We start from the raw sequence: 22,837 nt of genomic DNA, 5'->3' as shown, positions 1-22,837 counted from the left end.
TAGAATTCAGCGCTCCGGGGCAGGCCCGGCGGGGCTTGTAGCGAGATTCCGGTGCGGAAAATCATCCATATAGACTGCGACTGTTTCTACGCCGCCCTCGAGATGCGCGACGACCCCAGCTTGCGCGGCAAGGCGCTGGCGGTTGGCGGTTCGCCGGACAAGCGCGGAGTGGTCGCCACTTGCAGCTACGAGGCGCGAGCCTATGGCGTGCGCTCGGCGATGGCCATGCGCACGGCGCTCAAGCTGTGTCCCGATCTGCTGGTGGTGCGCCCGCGTTTCGATGTCTACCGGGCGGTGTCGAAGCAGATCCATGCGATCTTCCGCGATTATACCGATCTGATCGAGCCGCTTTCGCTGGACGAGGCCTACCTGGACGTCAGCGCTTCGCCGCATTTCGCCGGTAGCGCCACGCGGATTGCCCAGGACATCCGCCGCCGGGTGGCCGAGGAGCTGCGCATCACCGTTTCGGCGGGCGTCGCGCCGAACAAGTTCCTGGCCAAGATCGCCAGCGACTGGCGCAAGCCGGACGGGCTGTTCGTGATTACCCCGGAGCAGGTCGACGGGTTCGTCGCCGAGTTGCCGGTGGCCAAGTTGCATGGCGTCGGCAAGGTCACGGCGGAGCGCCTGGCGCGGATGGGCATCCGCACCTGCGCCGACCTGCGCCAGGGCAGCAAGCTGAGCCTGGTGCGCGAGTTCGGCAGCTTCGGCGAACGCCTGTGGGGACTGGCCCATGGTATCGACGAGCGACCGGTGGAAGTCGACAGCCGGCGCCAGTCGGTGAGCGTCGAATGTACCTTCGATCGCGACCTGCCGGACCTGGCGGCTTGCCTGGAGGAACTGCCGACCCTGCTCGAGGAGCTGGACGGACGCCTGCAACGCCTGGATGGCAGTTATCGGCCGGACAAGCCGTTCGTGAAACTGAAGTTTCACGATTTCACCCAGACCACAGTGGAACAGTCCGGCGCCGGGCGCGACCTGGAGAGCTACCGGCAATTGCTCGGCCAGGCCTTTGCCCGTGGCAATCGTCCGGTGCGCCTGATCGGCGTCGGCGTGCGCCTGCTCGACCTGCAGGGCGCCCACGAACAACTCAGGCTGTTCTGATGCTCCTCATGGCCTCAACGAAGTCGCGAGGCTCCGCGGCGACGGCTCTTCCCCTACCGGCAAGGCGCTGAAGCGGCCGAGATCCTGCAGCAGTTCCAGGCGTGCTGCACGGAGTGGGCCGCGTATGGCTTCCTGTTGTTCCACGTCGAGCGGGCGGTCGTCGCCATCGCTCACCGGACCGTGGTGACGGTCCGCGCCACGCAGTGGGAAGCTCACCTTGAAGCCTTCGCCCAGGTAGGCGATGCGCGTGGTATCGGCGCTCACCGCATAGTCGCGATGGTAGTCCGCTGCGAGCAGGTCCTGTCCCAGCGAGTAGTCGCGGGGCGGATTGCGTACGCCCAGCAGCGGCAGGAGCGTTGCGGGCAGGTCGATGTGGCTGGTGATGCCGCGGACGGCACGGGGCGCCTGTCCGGGAATGCTCAGCACGGCGACGGTGCCGGTCTGGTAGCGATTGAACTCGGTATTGTGGCCCCAGCGCGAGCGTTCCATGAACTCTTCCCCATGGTCGCCGAGCACCACTACCGCGGTGTTTTCCAGCAGGTGCTGGTTTTCCAGGTGCTGCAGCAGGCGGCCGATCTGTGTATCGACTTCGCGCACGGCATTCAGGTAGCGGTTCTTGATCAGCGGCATCTGCGCCTGGAAATCGGTGGTCAGGTAGTTGAAGTTGACCAGATAGGGGCGGATTTTCGCGGTCTCGTCGCGGAAGCTGTAGTTGGCGTGGCTCGACTCGAGGAACAGGCAGGCGAAGAACGGCCGGTCGGGTAGTCGGCGATCGACGAAGCGCAGCAGGTCGTCGGTGTTCCGGGCGTCGCGCTGCCAGGCAGGCTCCGGGCTATCCAGCACGTGCAGGTCCTGCGGGCGCAGGTTGACGAACACGCTGCGGTCGAAGGGCGGATAGCTGAAACGTTGCGCGGCATTGATCCGGAACTGGTAGTTCTGCTGCCTGAGTACCTCCATGAGCACCGGCGGCTGGCCGGCCTTCAGCACGGCGTCCCAGTAGCCGCCGTGCAGCCCGTAGAACATGCCGAAGACGCCCATCTGGGTCAGGTTGCCGCTGCTGTAGTGGTTGTCCAGGCGGATCGCCCGGTTGGAGAAGTCCCACAGCCTGGGCATGTAGCGCGGATCGAGCATGTCCCCGCGGAGCGACTCGGCGACGATCCAGACGATGTTCAATGGGTTCGCCGGGGCGCTGATCTCCAGCGGCCGGAGCGGATAGTGCAGGTCGCTCTGCTGCTGGAGCAGCTCGCGCTGGGTGGGCGTCGGCTGGATGCCCAGGCTTCGCGCCAGGCTGCGGACGGTCAATGGCAGGTACAGCGGATAGCGTTCGCTGGCCAGCAGGATCGGCCGGTAGTCGCGCAGGGAGCTGAACGCATAGGCCAGGCGTTCGCCCAGGGCCAGGCAGAGGAAGGCCGCCAACAGGTAGCGCCAGGCGCGCCGAGGGAGCGCGGGAAGGCGTTCGCGGCTGACCTGGCAGGCGCTGTACAGCAGCACCTGCAGACAGAGCAGGGCCAGGGCCGCCAGGCTTGCGCTGAGCAGGGTGCCGTCGCCGCTGCCGAGGCTGGAGAGGCCGCCGGGCGAGACCAGCAGGCCGATGCTGAAACCGTTGAGGTGGAATCCGTACAGGTCGTAGAGGGTGCGGTCGGCGTAGAGCAGTATCTGTACCGCTGCGCTGCCGACGATGGCCAGCACGCCTGCCAGCCACGGACTGAGGCGCACGGGAAGGCGATCATGGAAATGCAGGAGCAGTCGGCAGGCGAGGTACACCGGGACTATATAAAGGAAGGCGTAGCTCAGGCTGGCAGCGACGCTCCAGAGCGGCAGCCAGGCGTCGTCGAAGACGATCCCGTCCTGCAGGCGCAGCACCTGCCAGAGCACCACCAGCCACGACAACAGAAAGAAGCGGTTGAGTGTCTCGGTGCTGGGTGGGGCGAACATCAAGCGTCTCCGGGCGAGGATGCGGAAGCCTAGGGACGTGGTGGTCAAGCGGGAATGAAATGGATGTCAAAAAAATGTAAACGGGCGGCGCCGGGTAGCGCCGCTTCAGGCTTCAGTCGTGCTCGGGGACCAGGCGCAGCGGCTTGCCTTCGGCCGGCCACAGGCGCAGCTCGTCGGACGGCGAAATGTCCCAGTGCTGGACGCTCTGCAGCAGGGCCAGGAAGCGCCGTTCCTGCTCCATGATCTCCGCCGCGCACAGGCGGCGGGTGCTGCCGATGGCGCCGAACTGAAGGAGGTCGTCCTGCAGGGTGTAGCTGGCGAACCAGTGGTTGCAGCCGCCATTGCCGAAGGCGCGGCCCTGGCCGTCGAAGGTCAGGCTGATGTGGCTGTAGTCCATCGTCGGTTGTGCCCCGACCCAGTCGACCTGGTAGGCCTGCTCGGTTTCCAGGGTGGTCTCCTGGCTGGCGCAACCGCCCAGGATCAGGGCGGCGGAGGCGAAGAGGGCGAGAGAGGGTTTCATGGCGTTTCCTTTGCGCATTTCGTACGGGCGATAGTTCACAGACCGTCGGTCGGACGGGGCGTTCGCCCTACTGGCATTTCGGGCACAGGTGCTTGCCTTCGCGGCTGCGCCAGCCCAGTTCGTGAATGCGTTCTTCGGCGGCCGGCGCCAGGGCCTTGCGACCGAGACTGGCGTCCACGGCGAACTCGAAGTCGAGACGAGCCTGGCACTGGTCGCAGTCGACCTGCCAGGTATGGATCGCCAGTTCGCGGAATGCCGGGCCGCGGGCGACCGCCAGCCACTGGCCGGGTGGGTTGATCAGGTGGCGAACCTTTTCCACGGTCAGGCGCATGCTCAGGGTCTTGCTGCCCTTGAGGCTGACCAGCAGCACGTCGTCGGCCTTGATCGAGCCGCCGGTGCCGGTGACCTGGTAGCGCCCCGGGGAGAGCGCGCGGCATTCGTTGAGGGTGTATTGCGGGTTGAGCAGGGTGTAACGGAAATCGTGTTCAGCCATGGAGCCTCCAATCAGCCGCGCATGCTACCACGCCATCAGGCCCGGACCCGATTGCGTGGCGTCCCGTCCTGCCAGGCGGCGATGTTGTCCAGGGTGGTGTCGGCGATCGCCGCCAGCGCCTCGCGGGTAAGGAAGGCCTGGTGGGCAGTCACCACCACGTTGGGGAAGCTCAGCAGGCGTGCCAGCACGTCATCCTGCAGGGGCTGGTCGGAGCGATCCTCGAAAAAGATATCCGCTTCCTCTTCATAGACATCGAGGCCGAGGTAGCCCAGTTGTCCGCTCTTCAGCGCCTCGATCAGCGCCGCGGCGTTCACCAGGGCGCCACGGCCGGTATTGATCAGCATCGCGCCGGGTTTCATCGTCGCCAGGCGCTGCGCGTCGATGAGGTGGCGGGTGTCGGCGGTCAGCGGGCAATGCAGGCTGACGATGTCGGACTCGGCGAGCAGGGCGTCGAGCGCCAGGTAGCGGCCGCCGAGTGCTTGGATGCGCGGATTGGGATAGGGATCGTAGGCCAGCAGCTCGCAGCCGAAGCCGGCCATGATGCGGGCGAAGGTCTCGCCGATCTGTCCGGTGCCGATCACTCCGACGCGTTTGCCGTGGAGGTCGAAGCCGGTCAGCCCATGCAGCGAGAAATCGCCCTCGCGGGTCCGGTTGTAGGCGCGGTGCAGGCGCCGGTTGAGCGTCAGGATCAGGCCGACCGCGTGCTCGGCGACAGCGTGCGGCGAATAGGCCGGGACGTGCACCACCGGCAGGCCGAGCGCTTCGGCGGCGGCCAGGTCGACGTGGTTGTAGCCGGCCGAGCGCAGGGCGACCAGGCGCGTGCCGCCGGCGGCCAGGCGTTCCAGTACCGGCCGCGAGAGGTCGTCGTTGACGAAGGCGCAGACTACTTCGAAGCCCTGGGCGAGGACCGCCGTGTCCGCCTGCAGGTGGGCCTGCTGGAAGTGCAGTTCGAAGCCGTGCCGGTGGTTGCTGGCCTGGAAGCTCTCGCTGTCGTAGGCCTGGGTGCTGAAGAACAGGATGCGCATGGTCAGAGTTCGCTGGAGTCGAGGCTGGTGGAGGACAGGTGGGTGGTGGCCGAGGCAGTGTCGGCCAGGGCCTCGATGGCCTTGTCCAGCTCGTCCAGGGCCGCGGCCGCCGCCGGATCGTTCTGCTTGAGCAGGGTTTCGCTGGTCTGGCAGGCCGCGCGCAACTGCGGCACGCCACAGTAGCGGGTGGCGCCATGCAGCCGGTGGACCCTCTCGAGCAAAGCGGTGCGGTCGTCGTTGTCGCGGGCCTGGCGAATCGCCTGGCGGTCCGCCGCCAGCGAGGCCAGCAGCATCGCCAGCATGTCGGCGGCGAGGTCGGCCTTGCCGGCGGCCAGGCGCAGCCCTTCCTCGGGGTCGAGCACGCTCAACTGGCCGAGCTGCGGCGCACGGCTCATGCTGGCCAGCGACTGGCCCAGGCTCAGTCCGGTCCACTTCAGCACTACCTGGGCCAATTGCTGCTCGTCGATCGGCTTGGTCAGGTAGTCGTCCATGCCGGCCTGCAGCAATGCGCGCTTCTCGTTGGAAAGCGCATGTGCGGTGAGCGCGATCACCGGCACCGGGCTGACTTCCCGCTCGGCCTCCCAGCGGCGGATCGCCTCGGTGGCCTGGCGGCCGTCCATGCCGGGCATCTGCACGTCCATGAAGACCAGGTCGAAGCGCTCGCGCTGCACTACCTCGAGGGCCGCGTAGCCGCTGTCCACCGCGGTGACCTGGGCGCCGAGGTCGCTGAGCAGGGTCTGCACCAGCAGCAGGTTGGCCGGGTTGTCGTCGACGCAGAGCAGCCGTGGCGGCCGTCCGGAAACCATGGCGTGGGGCTTGTCGCTGCGCGTCGGGCGGACTTGAAGCAACTCCTGCAGCTTGCGTTGCAGCTTGCGGGTGCAGGCGGGCTTGGCCTCGACCTGTTCGTCGGGCAGGGTCGCGTGGTATTGCGCCTGCTCGGTGGTCGGGCAGAGCACCAGGGTCTTGCAGCCGAGCCGTTCGAATTCCCAGAACGACTGGCTCAGCTCTTCCGGCGGATGGATCGCGGCCGAGACGCCGAGCACCGCCAGGCTGATCGGCAACTGGCCGGGCGGCGGGTTGCGCAGGCTTTCCTGGAGGCTGTCGAGGTTGGCGAATTCGCTCACTTCCAGGCCGAAGTCGGTGAGCTGGTGGTGCAGCGAGCGGCGCGTCAGTTCCTGCGGTTCGAGCAGCGCCACGCGTTGGCCCGCGGCCCAGGAGGCGCCCGGCTCCTCGTTGTCGTCGCGACTTTTCGGCAGACTCAGGCTGATCCAGAACTCGGCGCCTTCCCCAGGCGTACTGTCGACGCCGATCTCGCCGCCCATCTGCTCGATCAGGCGCTTGGAGATCACCAGGCCCAGGCCGGTGCCACCGGCTTGCCGCGACAGTGAGTTGTCGGCCTGGCTGAAGGCCTTGAACAAGGCCTGCTGGTCCTCCTCGGAGAGGCCGATACCGGTGTCCTGTACGCTGATCCGCAGCTGCGCGCGGTCGTCGCTTTCGTCTTCGAGCATGGCGCGCACGGCGACGGTGCCGCCCTGGGTGAACTTGATGGCGTTGCCGACCAGGTTGGTGAGGATCTGCTTCAGCCGCTGCGGGTCGCCCTGCAATTGGATCGGGGTATCCCGGTAGACCAGGCTGACCAGTTCCAGTTGCTTCTCGTGGGCGGCCGGAGCCAGCATGGTCAGGGCGTCCTGGATCAGGTCGCGGAGATTGAAAGGGAGGTTTTCCAGAACCAGCTTGCCGGCCTCGATCTTCGAGAAATCGAGGATCTCGTTGATGATCCCCAGCAGGCTTTCCGCCGATTTCTGGATGGTCGTGAGGTAGTCCTGCTGGCGCGGGCTGAGCTCGCTCTTCTGCAGCAGGTTGGTGAAACCGAGGATGCCGTTGAGCGGGGTGCGGATCTCGTGGCTCATGTTGGCGAGGAACTCGGACTTGATCCTGCTCGCCTCCAGGGCCTCCTTGCGTGCCAGGTCCAGCTCGATGTTCTGGATCTCGATGGTTTCCAGGTTCTGCCGTACGTCCTCGGTGGCCTGGTCGATGTTGTGCTGCATTTCCTCCTGGGCGCTCTGCAGCGTTTCCGCCATGCGGTTGATGCCAGAGGCCAGTTCGTCCAGCTCGTTGCTGCCCATCGGTGGCAGGCGGGTTTCCATGCGGCCTTCCTTGAGCTGGGCGACGCCCTGGCTGATCAGTTCCAGCGGCGCGTTGATCGCGCGGCTCATGCGCAGGGCGAGGAGGGCGGTGACGCCGAGGCCGGCGGCGATCAGCAAGAGGCTGGTGAACAGGCTGCGATATCCGCGCAGCAGAGTCCCGTGGTGCGACAGTTCCAGTTCGACCCAGCCGAGTACGCGCTCGTCGTCAGGCTCGGTGGCGCCGGACAGGCTGTGGTGGCGGCCAAGAACCGGTAGCAGGAAGTGCGTGGTGTCCAGTTCGGTGGACATGCTCAGATGGCTGGCGTCGCCGGCCGGGGCGACGGTGAGCATGCTTGGCCCGGCATGGGCGAGGCGTTCCTGGCGGGCGTCGAGGAAGGTCACCGCGCGCACGTCCGGTTGGTCCAGCGCCTCGTTGGCGATGCGGTTGAGCACGGCGGTATCCTTTCGCGCCAGCGCGGTGGCGGCCAGCGGCGCCAGTTGTTCGGCGATCAGTTGCCCGCGCTCGATCAACTGGGCGCGCATGTCGGACAGCTGGACCCAGGTGAAGTAACCGCCAAGCACCATCGCCAGCAGGCTGGTGGGGAGCAGGGTGAGCAGCAGTACGCGCCCCTTGATGCCGAGATCCTTGAACACACGTCTCTCCGTCGAGCCAGATCGGGATGGCCGACGCTCCCCGGCCATACGTTTACCCCGCGCAGTTTAGCGGGTCGCGGAAGGGGAATCTGCACCGATGTGCGCAGCCCGGCGGATTCGGCTTGCGACGAAGCGGAAAGATCATGAATACTGGCACGATTGCTAATCAATCTTATTTGGCTGCCATGTTCCCATCCCTGACGCCCGACCCCCGACTGCTGGCCATCGAGGACGATCCGACACTGGGTGCACATCTGTTCCAGCACCTCAATGGCAGCGGTTTCGAGGTGACCTGGTGCCGAGACGGGGAAGAGGGGTTGGCGGCTGCGCGCAGCGGCGGCTATGACCTGATCCTGATGGACATCATGCTGCCCGGGCGCGATGGCCTCGAGATTCTTCGCCAACTCCGCCAGGAGCAGGCGCTGCCGGTGATCCTGATGTCAGCCCTGGGCGCCGAGCAGGACCGCATCGCCGGGTTCAGCCAGGGCGCCGACGATTATCTGCCGAAGCCTTTCAGCCTGGCCGAGCTGCGGGTACGCATCGATGCCATCCTGCGTCGGATCGCCCTGGAGCGGGGGGGCGCGCCGGGCCGCTGCGCCGAACCGCTGGCGCGGCCCTCGCTGCAATTCTCTGCCGATGTCTGCGATGTCAGCCTTGGCGAGCGGTTCGCCGGCCTGACGCCGACCGAATACCGCCTGCTGGAAACCTTCCTCGCCGCGGAAGGCGAGACCCTGACCAAGGCCTTCCTTTACCAGCATGTCCTGCACCGCGGTCATACCCAGCATGATCGCAGCCTGGACATGCACGTCAGTCACCTGCGGCGCAAGCTGCAACGCCTCGGTTACGCCGGTCACCAGTTGCATACCGTCTGGGGCAAGGGTTACGTCCTGACACCGGCGCCATGATGCCCAACCGCCATTCGCTGTTCTGGCGCCTGGCCCTGGTGCTGGTGGCGTTCTTCCTGCTATCGGTATGGCTGTCCTGGACCTGGGGACGCAGTGCCGAACTGAAGGGTTACTACCTGTCCGCCGAAGCCCGCTCCGCCTTGGCGGATTATGCGCGGCGAGCCGAACGTGCCTGGCTCGACGATGGCCGCGAGGGCATCGACCGTTGGCTGGCCGAGCCGCGCCAGCGGGCGCTGGACTGGGTGGTCGTGCTCGACGGACGGTTGCAATCGCTGGGCAGTCGTCCGCTCACCACGGAGGAAGCCGAGCGCCTGACTTTCCTGCGGGGCGTCGACTGGCCGATGAGCTCCCGCTCGTTGTCGCGGCCGTTCATCAGCCTGCGCTTCCCCGAACATCCGGAGCAAGGCCGGGTGGTCCTGCGTCTTCCCGCCGAGTTCGTCCCTCCCGGCTTGTCGCCGGCCAAGCGCCTGGTCACCCATGGCCTGGTGCCGGCCGGGCTGGCCCTGCTGCTGGGAGTGTTGCTGTATCGGCGCTGGATAGTGCCGCTGGGACGCCTGCGAGCGCAGGCCAATGCCCTGCGCGGCAACGACCTGACGGCGCGTACGCAGGCAGAGATCAGCCGGCGCAGCGACGAGCTGGGCGATCTGGGGCGGGCGTTCGACCATATGGCCGAGCGACTCGACGAGCACATGGTGTTGCAGCGCCAACTGCTCCGCGATCTCTCCCACGAGCTGCGCACGCCGCTGGCGCGCCTGCAGGTGGCGGCAGAGGGCACGCTGTCCGCGCAGCTCCTGCGCGAGCGCCTGGAGCAGGATGTACGGGGCATGCAGCAACTGGTGGACAACACCCTGGAGCTGGCCTGGATGGACACCGAACGCCCGGTATTGGCGCTGGAGGACATTTCCATCCCGGCGTTATGGGACCTGCTGGTGGAGAACGCACGCTTCGAAAGCGGCTGGGCCGCCGAGCGGTTCCGCAGCGCTCTGCCCGAGGATTGTGTCGTGCGTGGCAACCTCAATGCACTTGCCCAGGCCCTGGAGAACCTGCTGCGCAACGCCATCCGGCATTCGCCGGAAGGCGGCGTGATCCGCCTGCATGGTCGGCGCGAAGGAAGTTGCTGGTGGCTTTGCCTGGAAGACCAGGGCGAGGGTGTGGCCGAGCACCAGTTGGAGACCATCTTCCGCCCGTTCACCCGGCTGTCTTCGGCACGTACCGGCAAGGGCTTCGGCCTGGGACTGAGCATTGCCCGTCGCGCCGTGGTGCTCCAGGGCGGCCGCCTATGGGCGGAAGCCGCCGATCCGGGGCTGCGCCTGTGCCTGGTGCTGCCTTCTGCCTAGCGAGGCGCAGGTACCTTTACATTTGGTCTGGATGTAAATGATCTTTACTCTCTTTTGTGAATGATTATCATCCGTGCCGATCTCCTCGGCCGGCCTTGTTCCGGGTCTGCGCCCTGTCCTACCCGTGCCGAGACGTCACCCGCGCAACGCCGGCGACCCAGGCTTCAGAAAAAACGTCAACGTATCCCTCGTGGCTCGCCTGCTACCCGTTTTCCCTCGACAGGAGTAGTCACGCATGTACCCCCAATTCCGTCGCGGCCATCTCGCCGCTGCCGTCCTTTTCGCTTCATCGAGCCTGCTGGGCGGGCAGGCCCTGGCCGAGGACGAGCGCCTGGAAGAACTGGACGAACGCGCCGAATCGGTGGTCCAGCTGGGTGACGAGGTGGTGCTGGGCACCGCCGAACAGGAGCTCAAGCAGGCACCGGGGGTATCCATCATCACCGCCGAGGACATCAGGAAGCGCCCGCCGGTGAACGATCTCTCCGAGATCATCCGCACCATGCCCGGGGTCAACCTCACCGGCAACAGTTCCAGCGGCCAGCGCGGCAACAACCGGCAGATCGACATCCGCGGCATGGGGCCGGAGAACACCCTGATCCTGGTCGACGGCAAGCCGGTCAGCTCGCGCAACTCGGTGCGCTACGGCTGGCGCGGCGAACGCGACACCCGCGGCGACAGCAACTGGGTGCCGCCGGAGGAGGTCGAGCGCATCGAGGTCCTCCGTGGGCCCGCGGCGGCACGCTACGGTTCCGGCGCGGCGGGCGGGGTAGTCAACATCATCACCAAGCGCCCGACCGATCGTTTGCGTGGTTCCATGACGGTGTTCACCAACATTCCGGAAAGCTCCAAGGATGGCGCCACGCGCCGCGCCAACTTCAGCCTCAGCGGGCCGCTGACCGAAGCCTTGAGCTTCCGCGCGTACGGCAGCGCGAACAAGACCGATTCGGACGATACCGACATCAACCTCGGACATACCGTCAACCCGAGCCGTACCGTGGCCGGACGCGAAGGGGTACGCAATCGCGATCTCAGCGGGATGCTGTCGTGGCAGGTGACCCCCGACCAGGTCGTCGATTTCGAAGCGGGCTTCAGCCGACAGGGCAACATCTATGCCGGCGATACCCAGAACAACAACGGCACCGCCAATACCCAGGGACTCGCCGACGACGGTGCGGAGACCAACCGCATGTATCGCGAGAACTACGCCATCACCCACAACGGGACCTGGTCGTTCGGTACTTCCAGGTTCGTCGCCCAGTACGACTCCACCCGCAACAACCGTCTGGAGGAGGGGCTGGCCGGTTCCGTCGAGGGGCAGATCGGCGCCGACCGTTCGTTCAGCACCAGCAAGCTGGAGAACTATCGCCTCAGCGGCGAACTCAACCTTCCGTTGCATGCGTTGTTCGAGCAGGTGCTGACGGTGGGCGCGGAGTGGAACAAGGAAACCCTCAACGACCCGTCCTCGCTCAAGCAGGGCTTCGTGGGAAGCGATAGCTTGCCGGGGACCCCCGCGGCCGGCTCGCGAAGCCCGAAAAGCAAGGCGGAGATCCGCGCGCTGTACGTGGAAGACAATATCGAACTGCGTCCCGGCACCATGCTCACCCCCGGGCTGCGCCTGGACGATCACAGCGACTTCGGCCTGAACTGGAGCCCGAGCCTGAACGCTTCCCAAACGCTCGGCGAATACTTCACGGTCAAGGCCGGTATCGCACGGGCCTTCAAGGCGCCCAACCTGTACCAGAGCAACCCGAACTACCTGCTCTATACCCGTGGCAACGGTTGCCCGATCCAGACCAGCAGCGGCGGCTGCTACCTGGTCGGCAACGAGAACCTGGACGCCGAGACCAGCGTAAACAAGGAACTGGGCATCGAGTTCCGGCGCGACGGCTGGGTCGCCGGGCTCACCTACTTCCGCAACGACTACAAGAACAAGATCGTCGCGCCGCTGGATGTCATGGGGCAGACCGGGACCGGTAACAACATCCTGCAATGGAGCAACGCGAAGAAAGCAGTGGTCGAGGGCCTGGAAGGCAACCTGCTGGTCCCCCTGCACGAGGACCTGAGCTGGAGTACCAACCTGACCTATATGCTGCAGTCCAAGGACAAGGACACCGGCAACCCGCTTTCGGTGATCCCCGAGTACACCCTGAACTCGACCCTCGATTGGCAGGCCAGCGAGCGTCTTTCCACCCAACTGACCAGCACCATCTACGGCCGCCAGGAGCCGCCGAAGCATGGCACCAGCCGCAACACGCCGGTGGTCTCGCGAAAAGAGGTGGGTACCTATGGCATCTGGGGCGTCAGCGCCGGCTACACCTTCAGCGAGAACCTGAGCGTACGGGGTGGGGTAAGCAACCTCTTCGACAAGCGCCTGTACCGCCAGGGCAACTCCTTCGACGCCGGCGCGGCAACCTACAACGAGCCGGGTCGCGCCTACTACGTTTCGATGACCACCTCGTTCTGATCGCCGCGGCCAACGCGCTTTCACCGGCAGGCGCAACGCCTGTCGGACCTTTCTTTGGCGTTGGTCAGGCATCGGCTGTCCAACGCCAGGTTTTCTCTTCGGACGCCTCTGGTCATCGCATCGCATGCCGTTTCGGGCGGTCTTTCGACTGAATCGGCATGCATGACCGGATATTGCGGTGCTAGGGTCCGGCCCCAGTTTCCCGGTATCATGCTCAGCCTTTACCGTCAGTGCCGAACGAGTGCCTCCATGACCGTGCAGTACCCGACTATCGCCGACTGCGTTGGCAATACCCCTCTGGTGCGTCTGCAGCGCCTTCCCGGGGAAACCTCCAATACCCTGCTGGTGAAGCTCGAAGGCAACAACCCGGCGGGATCGGTGAAGGACCGCCCGGCCCTGTCGATGATCACCCGTGCCGAACTGCGCGGCGACATCCGCCCCGGCGATACGCTGATCGAGGCTACTTCCGGCAACACCGGCATCGCCCTGGCCATGGCGGCGGCGATCAAGGGTTACAAGATGATCCTGATCATGCCGGACAACTCCACGGCCGAACGCAAGGCGGCGATGACCGCCTATGGCGCCGAGCTCATTCTGGTCAGCAAGGAAGAGGGCATGGAGGGCGCGCGCGATCTGGCCGACAAGCTGCAGCGCGAAGGCCGCGGCAAGGTCCTCGACCAGTTCGCCAATGGCGACAACCCGGAAGCCCATTACCACAGCACCGGCCCGGAAATCTGGCAGCAGACCGGCGGCGGCATCACCCATTTCGTCAGCTCCATGGGCACCACCGGGACCATCATGGGCGTATCGCGCTACCTCAAGGAGCAGAACCCGGCGGTGCAGATCGTCGGCCTGCAACCCATGGAGGGCTCGGCCATCCCGGGAATCCGACGCTGGCCGCAGGAATACCTGCCGAAGATCTATGACGCCAGTCGCGTCGACCGGGTCGTCGACATGCACCAGGACGAAGCCGAGGACATCATGCGCCGGCTGGCCCGCGAGGAAGGCATCTTCTGCGGCGTGTCCTCCGGCGGGGCGGTGGCGGCGATGCTGCGCCTGTCCCGCGAACTGGAGAATGCCGTGCTGGTGGCGATCATCTGCGACCGCGGCGACCGCTACCTGTCTTCCGGCGTCTATGACCCGCGCTGAGCATGTCCATGGCCAGAAATAAGGGCGGGCTGCGCTTCCAGCCCAGCGGTGGTGCGCGCGGTCCCGCGATACCGGTAGGCAAGAAGCAGCGCCTGACCATCGAGCGCCTGGCCCATGACGGCCGAGGTATCGCCCACGAGGCGGGGATGACCTGGTTCGTCAGCGGCGGGCTGCCTGGCGAGGAACTTGAGGCTCGGGTGCTGGGCGCGCGAAGCAAGGTGGTCGACGCGCGCAGCGAGCGCCTGTTCAGCAGTAGCGACCTGCGTCGCCGCGAGCCCTGCACTGTAGCGGGTCGCTGCGGCGGCTGCACCCTGCAGCACCTGGAACACGGCGAGCAGTTGGCCCTGAAGCAGCGTACCTTGCAGGAGCAGTTGCAGCGTTTCGCCGGGATCGAGCCGGAAGAATGGGCCGCCCCCCTGGTCGGGCCCGAATTCGGCTATCGGCGCCGCGCTCGGATCGCCGTGCGCTGGGATGCCAGGGCGCGGCGTCTGGATGTCGGCTTCCGTGCCTCGGCCAGCCAGGAGATCGTCGCCTTCGATGAGTGCCTGGTCCTGGTGCCGCCTTTGCAAACGATTGCCCGTGCCCTGCCTGCTCTTCTGCAGGACTTCCGCAAGCCGGAAAGCATCGGCCACGTGGAGCTCTTCCATGGCACGGCCAGTGCATTGCTGTTGCGGCATACGACTGCCCTGGTCGACGAGGATCGCCAGCGCCTGGCCGCTTTCTGCTCCGCACACCAGGCCCAGCTCTGGCTGCAAGGTGCGGAACAGCCCTTGCCGGTGGAGCCGGCCGCCGAACTGGGCTACTCCTTGGGTGACTGGCAACTGACTCTGGCATACCGACCCGGAGACTTCGTCCAGGTCAATGCGCCGGTGAACGAGTCGATGATCCGCCAGGCCCTTGACTGGCTGGCGCCGACCGCCGACGAGCGGGTCCTCGACCTGTTCTGCGGGCTGGGCAATTTCTCCCTGCCGCTGGCGCGCCGGGTGGCGCGGGTAGTCGGGGTGGAGGGCGTGGCGGCGATGGTCGAGCGGGCAGGCGCCAACGCGCTGGCCAATGGCCTTGGCAACGCGCACTTTTTCCAGGCCGACCTGTCCAAAGCGCTTGCCGAAGCGCCCTGGGCGGAGCAAGGTTTTACCGCTGTGCTGCTCGATCCGCCGCGCGACGGCGCGTTCGAGGCGGTACGCGAAATGAGTTCTCTGGGTGCCCGGAGGGTAGTCTATGTATCCTGCAATCCGGCGACCCTGGCGCGCGATGCTGGCGAAATGGCCAGGCAGGGCTATCGTCTGAAGCGCGCCGGAATCCTCGATATGTTTCCGCAGACCGCACATGTCGAGGCCATGGCTTTGTTCGAGGCAGGCTAGGATGCCTGCGTAATCCGACCAGCCCGTTCGAAGGCTGGCGCAGTCATCGGTGGGCTACGCGCACCGTGGTAAAGGGTAGGCAAGATGGTACAGGTGAGAGCGCACCAGCCGGTCAACACCGACGGCAGTATCAACCTCGAGGCCTGGCTGGACCACGTCCAGAACCTCGTCCCCGGGCTCGATCGTCAGGGCTTGCTGGAGGCTTGCGAGTTCGCTCGCGAATCCGAGCAGCGAGCGATCGCCGCACAGAACTCCTGGGCGGAAGGCACGTCCAGCTTCCAGACCGGACTGGAAATCGCCGAGATCCTCGCGGACCTCAAGCTGGATCAGGAGTCCCTGGTCGCCGCGGTCATCTATCGAGGCGTGCGGGAAGGCAAGATCACCCTGGAAGCGGTCAACAAGCATTTCGGGCCGGTGGTGGCCAAGCTGATCGAGGGCGTGCTGCGCATGGCCGCGATCAGCGCCAGCCTCAATCCGCGCCATTCCATGGTGCTGGGTACCCAGGCGCAGGTGGAGAACCTGCGCAAGATGCTGGTGGCGATGGTCGACGACGTTCGCGTCGCCCTGATCAAGCTGGCCGAGCGCACCTGCGCCATTCGCGCGGTGAAGAACGCCGACGAGGAAAAGCGCCACCGCGTCGCCCGGGAAGTCTTCGATATCTACGCGCCGCTGGCCCACCGCCTGGGCATCGGGCATATCAAGTGGGAGCTGGAGGACCTGTCCTTCCGTTACCTCGAGCCCGACCAGTACAAGCAGATCGCCAAGCTGCTGCACGAGCGCCGGCTGGATCGCGAGCAGTACATCGCCAACGTGATGAGCCAGTTGAAGGAAGCTCTCGCGGCCACCGGCGTACAGGCCGATCTCAGCGGACGGGCGAAACACATCTATTCGATCTGGCGCAAGATGCAGCGCAAGGGCCTGGACTTCAGCCAGATCTACGACGTTCGCGCCGTGCGCGTGCTCGTTCCGGAGATGCGCGACTGCTACACCGCGCTGGGCATCGTGCATACCCTCTGGCGGCACATTCCCAAGGAGTTCGACGACTACATCGCCAACCCCAAGGAAAACGGCTATCGCTCGCTGCATACCGCAGTGATCGGCCCCGAGGGGAAGGTGCTGGAAGTACAGATCCGTACCCACTCCATGCACGAAGAGGCGGAGCTCGGAGTCTGCGCGCACTGGCGCTACAAGGGGACCGACGTCAAGGCCAGCTCCAACCATTACGAGGAAAAGATCTCCTGGCTGCGCCAGGTGCTCGAATGGCACGAGGAACTGGGCGACATCGGTGGCCTGGCGGAGCAACTGCGGGTCGATATCGAGCCGGACAGGGTCTACGTCTTCACTCCCGACGGCCATGCCATCGACCTGCCCAAGGGCGCGACCCCGCTGGATTTCGCCTATCGGGTCCACACTGAAGTCGGGCACAACTGCCGCGGGGCGAAGATCAACGGACGCATCGTGCCGCTGAACTACAGCCTGCAGACCGGCGAGCAGGTCGAGATCATCACCGGCAAGCACAGCGGTCCGAGCCGCGACTGGCTGAACAGCAACCTGGGCTACGTCACCACCTCCCGGGCGCGGGCGAAGATCGTCCACTGGTTCAAGCTGCAGGCGCGGGACCAGAACGTCGCTGCCGGCAAGGCCCTGATCGAACGCGAGCTGTCGCGCCTGGCGCTGCCGCCGGTGGATTTCGACCGGCTGGCGGAGAAGGCCAACGTGCGTACCGCCGAGGATATGTTCGCCGCTCTCGGCGCCGGCGACCTGCGCTTGGCGCACCTGGTCAACTATGCCCAGCAACTGGTCGAGCCGGACCGCGACAGCGAGCAACTCGAACTGATCCCGCGCAAGCCGAGCAAGATCGGCCACGGCAAGCGCGGCGACGTGCAGATCCAGGGCGTCGGCAACCTCCTGACGCAGATGGCCGGCTGCTGCCAGCCGCTGCCGGGAGATCCCATCGTCGGCTACATCACGCTGGGCCGTGGGGTCACCATCCACCGCCAGGATTGCGCCACCGCGCTGCAACTGGCGGGACGCGAACCGGAGCGGATGATCCAGGTCAGCTGGGGGCCGGAGCCGGTTCGCACCTATCCGGTGGATATCGCGATCCGTGCCTATGATCGTTCCGGCCTGTTGCGCGACGTGTCCCAGGTGCTGCTCAACGAGCGGATCAACGTTCTGGCGGTGAATACCCGTTCGAACAAGGAAGACAACACCGCGACCATGCAACTGACCATCGAGATTCCCGGTCTGGACGCTCTTGGACGCCTGCTGGCGCGCGTCTCGCAACTGCCCAACATCATCGAGGCGCGGCGCAACCGTACGCCTTGAGGCGAGGTGGAAACAGGCCACGGGCGCTCGCAGGCTGCCCGTGGCCTTTTCGTTTCCGGAAAGGGCAGAATGCCCGGACCGTTCACTGAAGACCCGAGATACCCATGTACCGACTCGACGACCTGCTCCACCTCATGGCGCGCCTGCGCGATCCCGAATTCGGCTGCCCCTGGGATCTCCAGCAGAGCTACGCGACCATCGTCCCGCACACCCTGGAAGAAGCCTACGAAGTAGCGGACGCCATAGAGCAGGGGGATTTCCCGCAATTGCGCGAGGAACTGGGCGACCTGCTGTTCCAGGTGGTCTATTACAGCCAGTTGGCTCGCGAAGAGGATCGCTTCGCTTTCGACGAGGTGGTGGACGGCATCACCCGCAAGCTGATCCGTCGACATCCCCACGTATTCCTCGATGGCGATCTCTATGGCAAGCCCGATGCGGCGAAGCTGGCCGAAGCGGCGGTCAAGCAGCGCTGGGAAGAACTGAAGGCCGAGGAGCGTGCCGCCAAGGCCAAGGAGCCGCAGCAGTTGTCGCTGCTGGATGACGTTCCTGTCGCCCTGCCGGCGTTGTCACGGGCGGCGAAGCTGCAGAAGCGCGCGGCGCAGGTCGGCTTCGACTGGCCGGAAGCGCTGCCGGTGGTGGACAAGGTTCGCGAGGAGCTGGACGAAGTCCTCGAGGCGATGGCAGAGGGTGACGAGGGTGCCGTGGGCGAGGAGGTTGGCGACCTGCTGTTCGTCGTGGTCAACCTGGCCCGGCATCTCAAGGTCGATCCGGAGGCTGCTCTGCGCCAGGCCAACGGCAAGTTCGAGCGGCGATTCCGGTTCATCGAGCGGAACCTGCGCGAAGCCGGCCGGAAAGCCGAAGAGTGTTCGCTGGAGGAACTGGACAGCCTCTGGGGCGAGGCTAAGAAAGCGGAGAGGAGCGCGCCCGGCTGTTAATGGGAAAATTACCGTGGCAGCCGGGCTGCCACGGCATCTGAATCAGCCGAAGATCCAACGATAGAGGATGACCAGCAGGATCACCGCCAGCACCGGGCGGAGGATTCGGTAGGCCTTCGGGTAGGCGCGTTTGAAGCGCTTCACCTGGGCGCCGATGGCATTGCCGCCGCGAATGGCGACCGAGTAGGCCTGGTTGATGCTGCCGACGCGTTCGCCTTCGACGTTCTGCGGTGCGGTCGCACGCCCGAGAATGCCGCTGATCCAGCGATTGAGGCGGGTCAGCAGGCGGGAGCGGAGCGGCCGCTCGATATCGCAGAAGAGAATCACCCGGGTCTGCTCGGTCTCGTTCTTCACCCAGTGGACGAAGGTTTCGTCGAACATCACGTCTTCGCCATCACGCCACGCGTAGGGCTGGCCGTCGACGTAGATGCGGCAGTTGTCCGAATTCGGCGTGGACAGGCCGAGGTGATAGCGCAGCGAGCCGCCGAAGGGGTCGCGGTGCGGATTCAGGTGGCTGCCGCCGGGAAGCAGGGTGAACATCGCGCCCTTGACGTTGGGGATGCGGCTCACCAGCTCTACGGTCTTCGGGCAGAGCTGCTGGGCGGAGGGCAGCGGGCCGTCGTACCAGGTCAGGTAGAAGCGCTTCCAGCCTTTCTTGAAGAACGAGCCGAAGCCGGCTTCGTTATTGTTCAGGGCAGCCCGGATATAACCCTCGTCGAACAGGTTGAGGGCTTCTTCGCGGATGGTTTGCCAATTGTTCTTCAGTTCGTCCAGCTCCGGAAAACGGCTGCGATCCAGATAGGGCTTCGAGGGAACGCTGGAGAACAGGTACATCAGCGAGTTGTAGGGGGCGAACCAGGCGGAGTGGTTGACCAGTTGGCGCAGGAAGGGCAAGCGCGCGCGCCCACGGAAATGGACGAACAGGACGCTGGCGACGAACAGGCCCACCAGAGTGACTTTTACCAGGAGAGAAACGCTCATGCCTTGCTTTCCATGCCTTCGATATCAGGGGCCGGGAGGAGTGCCTGCGGGTGCTCGGGACGGTAGGGAGGGGTCTCCAGGGCATGCGTGGCAGTTTGCGAGCCGCCGAGACTTGCGTTGAGGCGGCTGAGGCTGGAGGATTATACCCCCTGCGAGGGCCGGCTGAACCCCAGTCGGCTGGAAGATTATGCCGCACCCCACCGGGCGTGCCACGCGAGCGAGTCGTTGACGAATGAGCATGTCATTGCGTGACCAGTTGCTGAAAGCCGGGCTGGTCAATGAGAAACAGGCCAAGCAGGCCACCAAGCAGAAACAGAAACAGCAGCGTCTGGAGCACAAGAACCAGGTCGACAAGGACGACTCCCAGCGCCAGGCGGCGGAGCAGGCCAAGGCGGAAAAGCTGGCGCGCGACCAGGAATTGAACCGCCAGCAGCAGGAAAAAGCCGAGAAGAAGGCCAAGGCCGCGCAGATCAAGCAACTTATCGAAGGGACGCGCCTGCCCAAGCTGGAAAGCGACGACTACTACAATTTCGTCGACGCCAAGAAGGTCAAGCGGATCGCGGTCAACGACCTGATCCGCGACAAGCTGAGCCGAGGCAGCCTGGCTATCGTCAGCTATGACGGACGCTACGAGATCGTGCCCCGGGATGCGGCGGTGAAGATCCAGGAGCGCGATCCGCGGCGGGTGGTGCTGCTCAACGTACAGAGCCAGGAGCCGGACGAAGACGATCCCTACAAGGACTATGTGGTGCCCGACGATCTCATGTGGTGAGGCCCGCATCCGGAGTGTCGCTTGACCGGTACGGATGCCGGTCAACTACCAATTCTGGAATGCGAAGCAGTTCTAAAATAACTACCGATGATTTCGTTTCGATAGCATAATGCCTTTCCTCAGAAATATCCTACGGTTGCCTTTGCGTGCATCTGTGGGCTAGCCGCCTATCGAAAAGGACGTTGGTATGCCTTCCTCACAGCTTCCGGGGGCTTCGCCCTCGGAGATCGATCTCGTTCAGCTGTTCCAGCAATTGTGGGCGTCGAAATGGCTGATAGCGCTGATCGCGGCCTTGGCGACCGCCGCTGCGCTCGCCTACGCGCTGTTGGCCGTTCCAACCTACCAGGTGGATGTCCTGTTGCGGCCGATCCAGACCAAGGCCCTGGAGGCTGTCAATGTCAACGGGCTGTATGCCCTGACTCCGCGGGAAGCGCTGGATCGCGTCGGCAACGAGCTGGCAGCCTACTCCGGCAGGCTGGAGTATTTCGAAGCCCATCCAGAGCTATTCCAGCAATTGAACGCCGAGGGCCTGTCCCCCGAGCAGGCTTTCTGGAAGTTCAACCAGGATGCCTTCAGCATGCAGCAGGCGGACTTGAAGAAGGACCCCCAGGCGGCGCCTTTCTTCCGCTTGTCCATGCAGTATCCCCAGGGCATGGATGGTGCCGCCATTCTCAACGGCATGCTCGCGTCGACCATCGAGAACGAGCGCCAGCGAATCCTGGACGACCTCCAGGCACGTATCGACGGTCGCCTGCAATTCCTCGAGCAGGATATCGAAGGCAAGCGTGCCAGTTACCAGGCTACCAAGGAGGGCAAGATCGCCCGGTTGCTGGAAGCGGACAGCATCCGGCGGGCCGGCCTGGAGGATGAGCTCAAGGCGTTGCGCGGGCGGCTGAAGATGGTGCGCGATTCGCGTATCCAGCAGCTCAACGAGGCTATCCAGATCGCCACCCGGCTGGGGATCGTCAAGCCGACGACCCCGGGCGCACTGGGAGAGGTCGGGCAGGATGGCTCGCGCAGCGTTTTCCGCACCGAGGTGAATAACCAGCAGATACCCCTGTATTTCATGGGTGTCGATGCCTTGACCGCCGAGCGCGATACCTTGCTCAAACGCAAGGGCGATGACTTCACCGAGCCCCGCGTGGCGAAGATCCAGCAGGAGCTGAAGCAGCTGGAGAACAACCGTGAAGTGCAATACCTGCAGGCTCGAAAGGGCGAGGAGCGTTTCTTCGAAAACATCGACAAGCTGCGTGGAGAGCAGGCGCGCCTCAAGACTCTGAAGGCGAGCGAGCTGAAGATCGAACTGGTGCGGATCGACCAGAAGGCTTCGACCCCTCTGAAACCGATCAAGCCGCGCAAGGCCTTGGTGGTGGCCTTGGGTCTCCTGGGCGGGTTGGTGTTCGGCGTGCTGGTGGCTCTGGTTCGGGCAATGTTGCGTGCCCCTCGGCAACGGGTACAGGAAGATAGCCTGCCGCCGGGAGTCGTCAGTCTCGACCGGAGCCTTTCCGGGACCTGAGATCAAAGGTGCGCCCCCGAAGTACGCGGGGGCGCATGGTTCAGGCCGATTTACCTATCTGCCGCAGTTCTTCTTCTTTCTCCAGCTTGATCCGATAGGCGTGGGCGTCATCCTCGTTATGGAAGACGCCAACCAGCAGTCCCTGCTGATGCACGTCCCAGCAGCGGCGGCCAAGCGCACGCAGCTCGCGGGATTTGTGGTCATCGTCACGCTCGGTCACTGTCACACTCATCTTTTCTGCTCCAGGGTTGATCTGCATCAAGGCAAATCCAGCCTATTTCAATAGCAGGCTAATCAAATAGCCCTGGAATTGAGAAAAACCTTTTCAGTTTCCAAGGTGTGAAGGTGGCATGCCGGATGCTCTGGAACAGGCCTCTTCCCTCAGGCGTATGCGGCCGAACAAGGCCGCTTCCGTGAGGGCGGTAATCGCCAACAGGCGATCCAGGCGCAGCAGCAGAGTCGCTCCTTCGACGGCCACCTCAAGGTATTCCTCCTTGCCGCCGCCTGGCCGAACGGCCCGGGTATGCGTCGTGCGCGCCTCGGCTTCGAAGCGAACACCGTCCTCGAGTTCGAGGAGCAACCGGTAGCGGTAGAGGCAGGCGATCTCCAGGTAGTCATGGAGATCGCAGGCGATCGGGTGGTAGCTGTCCATTGGCCTCAACAGCCTTCCAGGGGAAGGATGTAATGGCCATGGAGCCGAATGGCTTCGGCAACCTCTGCTGTCGCAATCTCGCTATGGCAGTAGCTGCAATGCCCCTGGATGATATCGGCCTCGTCTATGCCTCTTCCGGCGAGCCAGCGTCGAGCGAACTCGCCGGCGCGAGCCCCCAGTTCCTCCGTGACCAGGACATCGAAGTGCAGGTAGCGGCCGTCGCGGGTTCGCACATGGGTGTCGAAGATCTTCACCTCCATGGCCGTTCTCCTTATTTCAGATCGCTGAGCGCCGCACCGAAGTTAAGGTGCAGTACCTGTCCGTCGACAACCAGGGCAGGAACCGACTTGACCCCGGCCTTTTCCGCCTCGGCGATGCGTGCCGATTGTTCGGCGAGATGGACCACTTCGATGTCCACCTGCTTGTGATCGAGCAATGGCAGCAAGGAACGTTCGGCTTCGACACAGATTGCGCAGCCGGCGTGGTAGTAGATGGCTTTGGTCATGCTGATTCTCCTGTGGGAATTTAGTATCGATACGATACGTTTTCAGCCTAAACAAGGCGCGACCTCTTTGTCAAACAT

Annotated in this window: 20 protein-coding genes; 10 read left to right on the top strand and 10 right to left on the bottom strand. The window is 64.8% G+C overall.

Translation table 11 applies throughout. The features are described 5' to 3' along the window. The first annotated feature begins 51 nt into the window (after positions 1 to 51). Entirely contained in the window at positions 52 to 1,101 is a 1,050-nt protein-coding gene (gene dinB, locus LE197_RS18110) for a DNA polymerase IV (RefSeq protein ID WP_003123230.1), read from the top strand. 6 nt (positions 1,102 to 1,107) lie between these two features. Here dinB and LE197_RS18105 read toward each other — a convergent pair whose 3' ends face one another. From LE197_RS18105 to gacS, 5 genes are all read right to left on the bottom strand, one after another. After that, positions 1,108 to 3,036 (bottom strand): sulfatase-like hydrolase/transferase, encoded by a 1,929-nt coding sequence (locus LE197_RS18105; protein WP_003123229.1) that lies wholly within the window; start codon positions 3,034 to 3,036, stop codon positions 1,108 to 1,110. A gap of 112 nt (positions 3,037 to 3,148) precedes the next feature. Next, positions 3,149 to 3,556, bottom strand: coding sequence for an META domain-containing protein (locus LE197_RS18100; RefSeq protein WP_003112593.1), 408 nt, complete (start codon positions 3,554 to 3,556; stop codon positions 3,149 to 3,151). A gap of 67 nt (positions 3,557 to 3,623) precedes the next feature. Continuing rightward, positions 3,624 to 4,049 carry a hypothetical protein gene (locus tag LE197_RS18095; RefSeq protein WP_003112592.1) on the bottom strand — a complete coding sequence of 142 codons (426 nt, stop codon included), beginning with the start codon at positions 4,047 to 4,049 and terminating at the stop codon, positions 3,624 to 3,626. 35 nt (positions 4,050 to 4,084) lie between these two features. Beyond that, the gene (locus LE197_RS18090; protein WP_003086027.1) at positions 4,085 to 5,074 is read right to left on the bottom strand and encodes a 2-hydroxyacid dehydrogenase; all 990 of its coding nucleotides are present in this window, start codon (positions 5,072 to 5,074) and stop codon (positions 4,085 to 4,087) included. A 2-nt stretch (positions 5,075 to 5,076) separates the two neighbouring features. Then, positions 5,077 to 7,854 carry a two-component system sensor histidine kinase GacS gene (gene gacS, locus LE197_RS18085; protein ID WP_014603200.1) on the bottom strand — a complete coding sequence of 926 codons (2,778 nt, stop codon included), beginning with the start codon at positions 7,852 to 7,854 and terminating at the stop codon, positions 5,077 to 5,079. A 185-nt stretch (positions 7,855 to 8,039) separates the two neighbouring features. On the opposite strand from gacS, the gene pirR reads away from it, so the two are divergent. From pirR to mazG, 7 genes are all read left to right on the top strand, one after another. Then, positions 8,040 to 8,759, top strand: coding sequence for a response regulator transcription factor PirR (gene pirR, locus LE197_RS18080; RefSeq protein ID WP_003102425.1), 720 nt, complete (start codon positions 8,040 to 8,042; stop codon positions 8,757 to 8,759). Further along, a complete protein-coding gene (pirS, locus tag LE197_RS18075; RefSeq protein ID WP_073662271.1) occupies positions 8,759 to 10,096 on the top strand; it encodes a sensor histidine kinase PirS in 1,338 nt (445 codons plus the stop codon). Before pirR ends, pirS begins: the two co-directional genes overlap by 1 nt. 235 nt (positions 10,097 to 10,331) lie before the next feature. After that, positions 10,332 to 12,560, top strand: a complete 2,229-nt coding sequence (gene pirA, locus LE197_RS18070) for a TonB-dependent siderophore receptor PirA (RefSeq protein WP_003117107.1) — start codon at positions 10,332 to 10,334, stop codon at positions 12,558 to 12,560. 249 nt (positions 12,561 to 12,809) lie between these two features. Then, positions 12,810 to 13,709, top strand: coding sequence for a cysteine synthase B (cysM, locus tag LE197_RS18065; protein WP_016851915.1), 900 nt, complete (start codon positions 12,810 to 12,812; stop codon positions 13,707 to 13,709). An 8-nt stretch (positions 13,710 to 13,717) separates the two neighbouring features. Then, entirely contained in the window at positions 13,718 to 15,070 is a 1,353-nt protein-coding gene (rlmD, locus tag LE197_RS18060; protein WP_003102417.1) for a 23S rRNA (uracil(1939)-C(5))-methyltransferase RlmD, read from the top strand. An 84-nt stretch (positions 15,071 to 15,154) separates the two neighbouring features. Beyond that, positions 15,155 to 17,398, top strand: a complete 2,244-nt coding sequence (relA, locus tag LE197_RS18055; RefSeq protein WP_003086042.1) for a GTP diphosphokinase — start codon at positions 15,155 to 15,157, stop codon at positions 17,396 to 17,398. Positions 17,399 to 17,502: 104 nt separating this feature from the next. Continuing rightward, entirely contained in the window at positions 17,503 to 18,333 is an 831-nt protein-coding gene (gene mazG, locus LE197_RS18050; RefSeq protein ID WP_003086045.1) for a nucleoside triphosphate pyrophosphohydrolase, read from the top strand. 42 nt (positions 18,334 to 18,375) lie between these two features. Here the strand turns inward: mazG and lpxO2 are convergent, their stop codons facing one another. Then, the gene (gene lpxO2 / locus LE197_RS18045; protein ID WP_003086047.1) at positions 18,376 to 19,314 is read right to left on the bottom strand and encodes a lipid A hydroxylase LpxO2; all 939 of its coding nucleotides are present in this window, start codon (positions 19,312 to 19,314) and stop codon (positions 18,376 to 18,378) included. A gap of 232 nt (positions 19,315 to 19,546) precedes the next feature. Between lpxO2 and LE197_RS18040 the strand changes: the two genes are divergently transcribed. Together LE197_RS18040 and LE197_RS18035 are read left to right on the top strand one after the other, a co-directional pair. Next, positions 19,547 to 20,086: a DUF2058 domain-containing protein gene (locus LE197_RS18040; RefSeq protein WP_003086049.1), complete on the top strand. Its 540-nt coding sequence runs from the start codon at positions 19,547 to 19,549 to the stop codon at positions 20,084 to 20,086. Between the two features lie 187 nt (positions 20,087 to 20,273). Next, on the top strand, positions 20,274 to 21,602 hold the full coding sequence (locus LE197_RS18035) for a Wzz/FepE/Etk N-terminal domain-containing protein (RefSeq protein ID WP_003117106.1): 1,329 nt from the start codon (positions 20,274 to 20,276) through the stop codon (positions 21,600 to 21,602). A 40-nt stretch (positions 21,603 to 21,642) separates the two neighbouring features. Here the strand turns inward: LE197_RS18035 and LE197_RS18030 are convergent, their stop codons facing one another. The 4 genes from LE197_RS18030 to LE197_RS18015 form a co-directional block, all read right to left on the bottom strand. Further along, positions 21,643 to 21,834, bottom strand: a complete 192-nt coding sequence (locus LE197_RS18030) for a hypothetical protein (RefSeq protein ID WP_003454532.1) — start codon at positions 21,832 to 21,834, stop codon at positions 21,643 to 21,645. 93 nt (positions 21,835 to 21,927) lie between these two features. Further along, on the bottom strand, positions 21,928 to 22,254 hold the full coding sequence (locus LE197_RS18025; RefSeq protein WP_003086055.1) for a Rho-binding antiterminator: 327 nt from the start codon (positions 22,252 to 22,254) through the stop codon (positions 21,928 to 21,930). 5 nt (positions 22,255 to 22,259) lie between these two features. Then, positions 22,260 to 22,514: a DUF2024 family protein gene (locus LE197_RS18020; RefSeq protein ID WP_014603199.1), complete on the bottom strand. Its 255-nt coding sequence runs from the start codon at positions 22,512 to 22,514 to the stop codon at positions 22,260 to 22,262. 11 nt (positions 22,515 to 22,525) lie between these two features. Continuing rightward, entirely contained in the window at positions 22,526 to 22,759 is a 234-nt protein-coding gene (locus LE197_RS18015) for a glutaredoxin family protein (protein ID WP_003123221.1), read from the bottom strand. Positions 22,760 to 22,837: the final 78 nt, after the last annotated feature.

The sequence above is a fragment of the Pseudomonas sp. PS1(2021) genome, assembly GCF_020405165.1.
Classification (GTDB): domain Bacteria; phylum Pseudomonadota; class Gammaproteobacteria; order Pseudomonadales; family Pseudomonadaceae; genus Pseudomonas; species Pseudomonas aeruginosa.
This window is presented reverse-complemented; position numbering and strand designations above follow the sequence as displayed.

What these genes read in the sequence shown, in the direction of transcription:
- LE197_RS18105 (WP_003123229.1), bottom strand. Translation starts at nt 3,036, where the DNA reads ATGTTCGCCCCACCCAGCACCGAGACACTCAACCGCTTCTTTCTGTTG.
- LE197_RS18100 (WP_003112593.1), bottom strand. Translation starts at nt 3,556, where the DNA reads ATGAAACCCTCTCTCGCCCTCTTCGCCTCCGCCGCCCTGATCCTGGGC.
- LE197_RS18095 (WP_003112592.1), bottom strand. Translation starts at nt 4,049, where the DNA reads ATGGCTGAACACGATTTCCGTTACACCCTGCTCAACCCGCAATACACC.
- LE197_RS18090 (WP_003086027.1), bottom strand. Translation starts at nt 5,074, where the DNA reads ATGCGCATCCTGTTCTTCAGCACCCAGGCCTACGACAGCGAGAGCTTC.
- pirR (WP_003102425.1), top strand. Translation starts at nt 8,040, where the DNA reads ATGTTCCCATCCCTGACGCCCGACCCCCGACTGCTGGCCATCGAGGAC.
- pirS (WP_073662271.1), top strand. Translation starts at nt 8,759, where the DNA reads ATGCCCAACCGCCATTCGCTGTTCTGGCGCCTGGCCCTGGTGCTGGTG.
- pirA (WP_003117107.1), top strand. Translation starts at nt 10,332, where the DNA reads ATGTACCCCCAATTCCGTCGCGGCCATCTCGCCGCTGCCGTCCTTTTC.
- cysM (WP_016851915.1), top strand. Translation starts at nt 12,810, where the DNA reads ATGACCGTGCAGTACCCGACTATCGCCGACTGCGTTGGCAATACCCCT.
- rlmD (WP_003102417.1), top strand. Translation starts at nt 13,718, where the DNA reads ATGGCCAGAAATAAGGGCGGGCTGCGCTTCCAGCCCAGCGGTGGTGCG.
- relA (WP_003086042.1), top strand. Translation starts at nt 15,155, where the DNA reads ATGGTACAGGTGAGAGCGCACCAGCCGGTCAACACCGACGGCAGTATC.
- mazG (WP_003086045.1), top strand. Translation starts at nt 17,503, where the DNA reads ATGTACCGACTCGACGACCTGCTCCACCTCATGGCGCGCCTGCGCGAT.
- lpxO2 (WP_003086047.1), bottom strand. Translation starts at nt 19,314, where the DNA reads ATGAGCGTTTCTCTCCTGGTAAAAGTCACTCTGGTGGGCCTGTTCGTC.
- LE197_RS18040 (WP_003086049.1), top strand. Translation starts at nt 19,547, where the DNA reads ATGAGCATGTCATTGCGTGACCAGTTGCTGAAAGCCGGGCTGGTCAAT.
- LE197_RS18035 (WP_003117106.1), top strand. Translation starts at nt 20,274, where the DNA reads ATGCCTTCCTCACAGCTTCCGGGGGCTTCGCCCTCGGAGATCGATCTC.
- LE197_RS18030 (WP_003454532.1), bottom strand. Translation starts at nt 21,834, where the DNA reads ATGAGTGTGACAGTGACCGAGCGTGACGATGACCACAAATCCCGCGAG.
- LE197_RS18025 (WP_003086055.1), bottom strand. Translation starts at nt 22,254, where the DNA reads ATGGACAGCTACCACCCGATCGCCTGCGATCTCCATGACTACCTGGAG.
- LE197_RS18020 (WP_014603199.1), bottom strand. Translation starts at nt 22,514, where the DNA reads ATGGAGGTGAAGATCTTCGACACCCATGTGCGAACCCGCGACGGCCGC.
- LE197_RS18015 (WP_003123221.1), bottom strand. Translation starts at nt 22,759, where the DNA reads ATGACCAAAGCCATCTACTACCACGCCGGCTGCGCAATCTGTGTCGAA.